General features: G+C 71.9%; 4 protein-coding genes. All 4 read left to right on the top strand.

The features are described 5' to 3' along the window. The coding region (locus tag MZTS_RS11660) for a lipopolysaccharide biosynthesis protein (protein WP_192283957.1) at positions 1–864 on the top strand (864 nt) is incomplete at its 5' end. A gap of 306 nt (positions 865–1170) precedes the next feature. Continuing rightward, positions 1171–2550, top strand: coding sequence for an O-antigen ligase family protein (locus tag MZTS_RS11655; RefSeq protein WP_192283956.1), 1380 nt, complete (start codon positions 1171–1173; stop codon positions 2548–2550). A 155-nt stretch (positions 2551–2705) separates the two neighbouring features. Beyond that, positions 2706–4820, top strand: a complete 2115-nt coding sequence (locus MZTS_RS11650; RefSeq protein WP_192283955.1) for a GumC family protein — start codon at positions 2706–2708, stop codon at positions 4818–4820. After that, the coding region (locus tag MZTS_RS11645; RefSeq protein ID WP_343068730.1) for a right-handed parallel beta-helix repeat-containing protein at positions 4817–7060 on the top strand (2244 nt) is incomplete at its 3' end. The genes MZTS_RS11650 and MZTS_RS11645, both read left to right, overlap by 4 nt.

Raw genomic sequence — 7060 nt, 5'->3', positions numbered from 1 at the left:
GCCCGCGGCCGGCCGCGGGCCGTGCTCGGGATCGACGCGCTCAACCAGGGGGTCAAGCTCGCCGCGCTGGTGACCTTGAGCCGGATGCAGGCCCTCGGTCCGGCCACCGCCCTGCAGGTCATCGCCGCCTCGGCCGCCCTGTCCTGGCTCAGCGCCATCCCCTTCCGCGGCGCGCTGGCCTGGCGGCCGGGCCTGTTCCGCGAGGTGACCGGCCGGCAATGGCATTCCGGGCGCTGGCTGGTGCTGACCGGGCTGATGCAATGGCTGATCGGCTATGGCGGCCTGCTGGTGGCCGGGGCACTGCTCGGCGTCACGCTGATCGGCGTGCTGCGCGCGGCGCAAAGCATCCTCGGCATGCTCAACCTCGTCCGCGACGCGCTCGAGAACACCGTCCCGCCGATCGCCGGCCGGGCGCTGGCCGAGCGCGGCCTCGACGGCCTGCTGCCGGTCATCGTCGTCACCGCCACCATCGGCTTCGCCGGCGGCCTGACCACGACGGGGCTGCTGGCCATCTCGGGCAAGAGCCTGCTGGCGCTGGCCTTCGGGCCGGACATCGTCGCCTATGCCTGGGTGGTGGCGTGGTACTCCCTGCTGTTTCCGGTCTCGCTCGTGTCCTTCGCGCAGATCTGCGCGTTCCGGGCCATCGAGCGCACCGGCGCCGTCTTCGCCGCTACCGCCTCGGCCGCCTGCCTCAACCTCGCGCTGATCTATCCGGCGGTGCGCTGGTTCGGGATCGAGGGCCTGCTCGGCGTGGCGATCACGACGGAAGTGATGGTCTGCCTCGTTCTCGCCGGGCTGCTGCGGCGGGAATTGAAGGCGCGCCTGACGGACGCGCCGCGCGGGCGCGGCTTGCAGCCGGCCTGACCGCCACCCCGTCGATGGGACGGAAGGCCGGGCAACCTGCGGCGCCAGGCTGTCGATTTCCCCATACCCCAGTGCAGGCGACGCTTCTCCACGGGAATGAGGGCCGTTCCAGCCGGGAACGGGCGGCACAGTATTGACGGAGTGTCGCGCTCGGCGGGAATGTGCCGGGTCAAGCCAGTCCGGGCCCGAAATACGCCATAAACCAATCCATCACGAAGTGTTGGCCCGCGGGGGATCGGTGCGGCACGAGTTCGGCTTCCTCCCCGTTCAACGAAGGTCGAGGGTCTCCCTCGCGGAACCGCCGGAATGCTGAGCTTCCTCCTGGTTGTCGCCGTGGTGGTCTGGTTCGTTCTGCTCTACCCCGTGGCGCGCCACAATCTGGCGACCGAGATGGGTCCGCTGAACGCTCCCCTGGCGGTGCCGTTCATCCTGGTGGCGGCCTTCGCGCTGATGCCCCTGGTGTTCAACGTCCCGCGTGAGGACGGCAACGCCGTGCTGGAAGAGGGCCTGACCGCCTCCAACATCGTCACCCTCGTGCTGACGGGTCTGACCGGGCTCTATCTCGTCGTCCGCGTCGCCGCCGACCGGCGGATCCTGCTGGTGCCGTTCGCGATGCCGTATCTGCCGTTCACGCTGATGATCGTCGTGAACGGGCTCAGCACCGCGTGGTCGATCGTGCCGATCTACACCGCCTACCGGACGGTCGAGCTGACGATCTTCTATCTCGCCGTGATCCTGATCTTCGACCGGGCCGATATCGAGCATCGCCTCGCCAACCTGTTCGCGCTGTTCACGGTGGTCTGGCTGGTGGCCGTCACGCCGATCATCCTCGAGAACCTCGCGAGCGGGATCGTGTTCTCGTCGGCCAAGCACAACATCGTCCCGTTCCTGTGCGCCGCGCACGCCTTTCTGGTGATCTTCGACGAGAGGGTGCGCCACCGGGGCGCCCACCTGCTCCTCGCCCTCATCGGCTTCGTCATCGCAGGCTCGGCGGCGAGCACCGGCGCCCTCGTCGCGGCGGCGCCGGGAATGATGGTGGCCTCCCCGCACCGGCGGCTGCGCATCCTCGGCCTCGTCCTGTTCGCCCTGATCTTCGTGGTCTTCGTGGTGCTGATGCTCGGCCTCTCCGCCTTTCCGGGCCTGCTGGATCTCATCTCGGTGGCGCTCCAGAAGCCGGCGGAGGAACTGGCCGGCGCCACCGGGCGCGGCACCTTCTGGCCGCTCTTCATCGAGGGGACCAAGGACCATCTGGTGGGCTCCGGCTTCTCGGCCGCGGACCGCTTCATCCAGCTCCTCGTGCCGCCCGCCGCCTATATGGACGCCCTCGGCCCGGAGGGGATGGCGATCCAGAGCTCGCACAACATGTTCCTGAGCGCCTGGGCGGGGACGGGGCTGATCGGGCTCTGCTTCTGCGCCGTGGTGCTGACCAGCGCCGTGCAATGGAGCCGGAAGCTCGACCGCGCCGGGCGCCGCCTCGTCGCCACCTGCGTGTTCTTCCTGATCCTCAACGGCATGACGACGCAGGGCATCTTCCAGGACTGGAACCTCCACGTCCTCACCTTCGTGGCGCTCCTGGCCTATGCCCGCATCGGCGCCCTCTCCCGCGCCCCGGTAAGTTCGGCCGCGCCTGAAGCCGCCCCGGTCTTCGCCCATCCCCGGGCGGCGACCGTGTGGCGCGCGTCTTGAACCATGACGGCCGAACGAACATCCGGCCGGCCACCGATGTCCCGAAGCGGGACGGAACGGCCCCGGACGCTCCGTTCCGGGACGGGCTCCCCGGCCCGGAACGCCCGTCGCGGATCGATCCGGCCCGCGGCCGACCCGTGTGGAAGAGTTGTGCGATGACGATGGTCGAGCGGATGCCCTCGCGATTCTTCGTCGGCGCCGAGCCGGGCAGGCCCGACGCGACGCCCGAACCCTGGTTCCTCGATCCCCGCGAGATCCGGCGGGCCCTGCGCGCGCGCTGGAAGCTCGTGCTCGCACCGGCGCCGCTGTTCCTGCTGGCGGCCCTGGCTTGGCTCGTCCTCGTCCCGTCGCAATACGCCGCCGTGACGCAGATCCTGATGGATCCCCGCGGCCTCCATGTGGTCAAGGACGGCGTGACGCCGTCGGATCAGGCGAGCGATGCGAGCCTGCTGCTGGTCGACAGCCAGATCCGCGTCCTGATCTCCGACGAGGTGCTGCGGCGCGTCGTCGAGCGGTTCAAGCTCGATCGGGATCCGGAATTCGTCCGTCCGGCCTCCCTGCTGGACAAGGCAAGAGGCAGCCTGTCCTCTCTGTTCGGAGCCTCCGGCGGCGCGGCGGCGGACGACACCCTCACCGCGCTGCGGGCCCTGCGCGACCGCACCGTCGCCCGGCGCCTGGAGCGCAGCTTCGTCGTCGAGCTGAGCGTCACCAGCGAGAGCCGGCAGAAGGCCGCCGACCTGACCCAGGCCATCGCCGAGACCTATCTTGACACCGTCTCGGAGGCGCAGGCCCAGATCACCCGCAAGGCCGGGGAAGCCCTGTCCGGCCGGCTCGGCGAGCTGCAGGACAGCCTGCGGCGGGCCGAGGACAAGGCCCAGCAATTCCGCGCCGCCAACAACCTCGTCGGCACCCGCGGCCAGCTCGTCAGCGAGCAGACCCTGACCCAGCTCAACCAGCAGCTCGGCGCCGCCCGCGCCCGGGTCGCCGAACTGCGCGGCCGGCTCTCCCAGATCGAGGCGGTGACCAATGGGCGGGCCGACCTCAATTCGGTGACCGAGATCGTCCAGTCCTCGACCATCGCGCAGCTGCGCGCCCAGCTCGCCCAGGTCGAGGCGGCCCGCGCCGACACGGTGGCCAATCTCGGCCCCCGGCATCCGACCCTGCGCACCAGCGAGCTTCAGGTGCAGAGCCTGCGCAGCCAGATCGAGGCCGAGATCCGGCGCATCGCCGCCGCCACCCGCAACGATTACAAGTCGGCCCAGGCCAACGAGGCCTCCCTGGCCGCGACCCTGGAGAGCCGCAAGAACGAGGCCCTGTCCGTCGACAAGAGCTTCGTGCGCCTGCGTGAACTGGAGCGCCAGGTCGAGGCGAGCCGCGCGGTCTACGAGTCCTTCCTCGTCCGCGCCCGCGAGCTGCAGGAGCAGCAGCGCCTCGACACCTCCTCCGCGCGCATCATCTCACCCGCCTCGCTGCCGGCGCGGCGGCTCGGCCCGCCGGCCGCCCTGGTCTTCGCGGCGGCCCTGGCGGCCGGGCTCGGCATCGGCGTGGCCCTCGCCCTGCTGGCCGTGCCGGCGGCGGGCCGGATCGGTTCACGCCGCCGGCTCCAGCAGATCGCCGGCCTGCCGGTCGTCGCCACCCTGCCGAAGAAGGCGGGGATCCGGGGTGACGGCAAGGCCCTGCGCGCCGACACCGCCTACGATGTGGCCGTGGCCCGCCTCGGCAGCCGGCTGCAGCGCGATTTCGGGACGACGCGGCCGACCATCGTCCTCGTCACCTCGGCGGACGACCGGGTCGGCAAGTCGGAACTGGCGCGCAGCCTCGCCGTCTCGGCCGCCCTCGACGGCCAGCGGGTGCTCCTCGTCGATGCCGACCCGGCCGCGGTCCTCTCGGGCGATCTCCGCCTGCGGGCGCGGCGCGGGATCGCCGAGGTGCTGCGGACCCAGACCGGCTTCAGCGGCACGCTCGTGGACGGGCCGTCCGGGGTCAAGGTTCTGCCCTTCGACGAGGAGGCCCTGCGCCTTGGCACCACCGCCTATGCCGGCGCGATCCTCTCGGCCGCCACCACCTTCGATTCGGTCTTCGTCGATATCGGACTGATCGGCACCGATGTCGCCGCGGAGCGCATCGCCCAGGACGAGCGCTTCCCGGCCCTGCTGCTGACGGCGAGCGCCGCCCGCAGCAGCGTCGCCCGGCTGCGGCGGGCGCTCGACGCCATCGGCCGCGAGCCCCGGGCCCATCTCGTGATGACCGACGCGGATTCCGAGGCGTGAGCCTCGGCCGGTCACGCCTTCCCGCCGTCCTCGTCTTGAACCTTCTCGTCGGCCTCGCGGGGCCGGCGCGGGGAGCGGAGGCGCCCCTGGTCCTGCGGGTTTCACCGACCGGGGCGGCGCCGGCCGGGAACGGCGCAGCCCACCGCTTCGCCGACCTGCCCCAGGCCCTCGCCCGCGTCGCCGGCCTGCGCCGGCAGGGGGAGGCGCGCGCCATCGTGATCGAGCTGGAGCCGGGAATCCACCGGGTCGCGGAACCGGTGCGGATCGGCCCCGGCCATGCCGGCACCGCCGCCGCCCCGCTGATCCTGCGCGGCGCCCCCGACGGATCGAGCCGGCTCACCGGCAGCGTCCCCCTGGCACCGACGACGCTCCCCCCGCGCCTGCGCGAGAAGCTGCCCGAGGCCGCCCGCCGCTCGGTGCGCGCCTACCGCCTGCCAGAGGCCCTGCGCCGGGACCGCAGCTTCCGCGAGAAGCGGCTCCTGCACGATGCGGCCCCGCGCGTCACCGAGATCTTCGATGCCGGCGGCGCCCTGCGACCGGCGCAATGGCCGAATGCCGGCTGGGCGGAGGTCGCCGCCGCCGAGGCGGGCTCCCCCCGTTTCACGATCAAGGACGGACCGCCGCGCCTGCCCGATCCGTCCACGGACAAGGACCTGTGGGCCGAGGGCTACTGGCGCTGGGACTGGCTTCTGGAGACGATTCCCGTTGCCGGCCTCTCCGCCAAGGATCGCCGCCTCACCCTGGCGGACACGCCCTACGAGGGCATCCGCCCGGGTGCCCGCGTCCGGCTGGTCCACGCCCTGTCGGCCCTCGACGAGCCGGGGGAATGGTGGCGCGACCGGGATAGCGGCCTGCTGCTGGCTTGGCCGAAGGCCGGCGCGGACGCTCTCGAGGCCGGGCTCGCCGAGACACTGATCCTGGCGGAGGGGGCGCGCCATCTGCGCATCGAGCATCTGCGGCTGGACCACGCCCGCGGCGACCTGATCGTGGTCCGCGGCGGCGAGGACGTGGAGATCCGCACCAGCGAGCTGTCCTGGGCGGCGGGCCGCGCCGCCGCGTTCGAGGACGTCACCGGCGGCGGCGTCTCCGGCAGCCTCGTCCACGACATCGGCGCCGCCGCGATCCGCCTCGTCGGCGGCGACCGCGCCAGCTTCCGGAGCGGCAACCTGTTCGTGCGCGACTCCCGCTTCACCCGCTTCGCCCGGCTCACCCATACCCAGAGCGCGGCGGTCGAACTCGACGGCGTCGGCGCCGAGGTCAGCGGCAACCTGATCGCCGACGCCATCGGCTACGCGGTCCTCCTGCGGGGCAACGACCATGTGTTCCGTCGCAACGAGGTGGCCCGCCTGATTCACGGCCTGAGCGATACCGGGGCGATCTATGCCGGGCGCGATCTCACCGCCCGGGGCTCGATCATCGAAGAGAACTACATCCACGACATCCGGCCGGCGCCGGGCCTGGAGGTGAAGGGCGTCTATCTCGACGACATGGCAAGCGGGCTCACCATCCGCCGCAACCTGTTCGTCGACGTGCAGCGGCCGGTCTTCATCGGCGGCGGCAGCGACAACGTCGTGACGCGCAACGTCTTCGTGTCGTCGAACCCGATGGTCACCCTCGATTCCCGCGGCCTGACCTGGATGAAGCCCTCGCTCACGGAAGCCGATTCGGAGTTCCGCGCCGCCTTCGCCGCCGTCCCGCTTGCCTCGCCGCCCTGGCGGATGCGCTATCCGAAGCTCGCGGAGGCGCTCACCGACGAGCCGGGCGTCGCGCGGGACAACCAGATCGTCGACAACGTGGCCATCGACGGCGATCTCCTCGAACTCTACGAGAAGGCCGATCCGAAGCGGCAGATCCTGCTGTTCAACACCCGCCTCGACGGCCCGGCGCCGAAGCCCGGCGACCTCGACGCGCTGGCCCGGTTCGCGGCCGCGCGCCGCGTCCCGCTCGGGCTCGATCCCGCGGCGATGCGGCGGGACGGATTGCCGGCCTCGCCGTTCCCGGACGCGCGGCGCAGAAGGGCCCGCATGGAATCACGCTCCACGGAGGAAAGGCCGCAGGGCGTCGAGATAGCCGACGACGGCCGCCTCCCGGGTGAAATGCGGCAGGGTCCGTTCCGCGGCGGCCCGCAATTCCCGGCGACGGCCGGGATCGTCGAGCAGCCTCAGGCTCGCCGCGACCCATTCCTCCACCTCCATCGGCCGCACCTCGCCGCAGCCATGGGCGGCGAGGTGCGGCCGATG

This window comes from Methylorubrum zatmanii (assembly GCF_014845115.1).
Taxonomy (GTDB): Bacteria; Pseudomonadota; Alphaproteobacteria; order Rhizobiales; family Beijerinckiaceae; genus Methylobacterium; species Methylobacterium zatmanii.
Note: the sequence above shows the minus strand (reverse complement) of the source record. Positions and strands in the feature narration are given on the sequence as shown.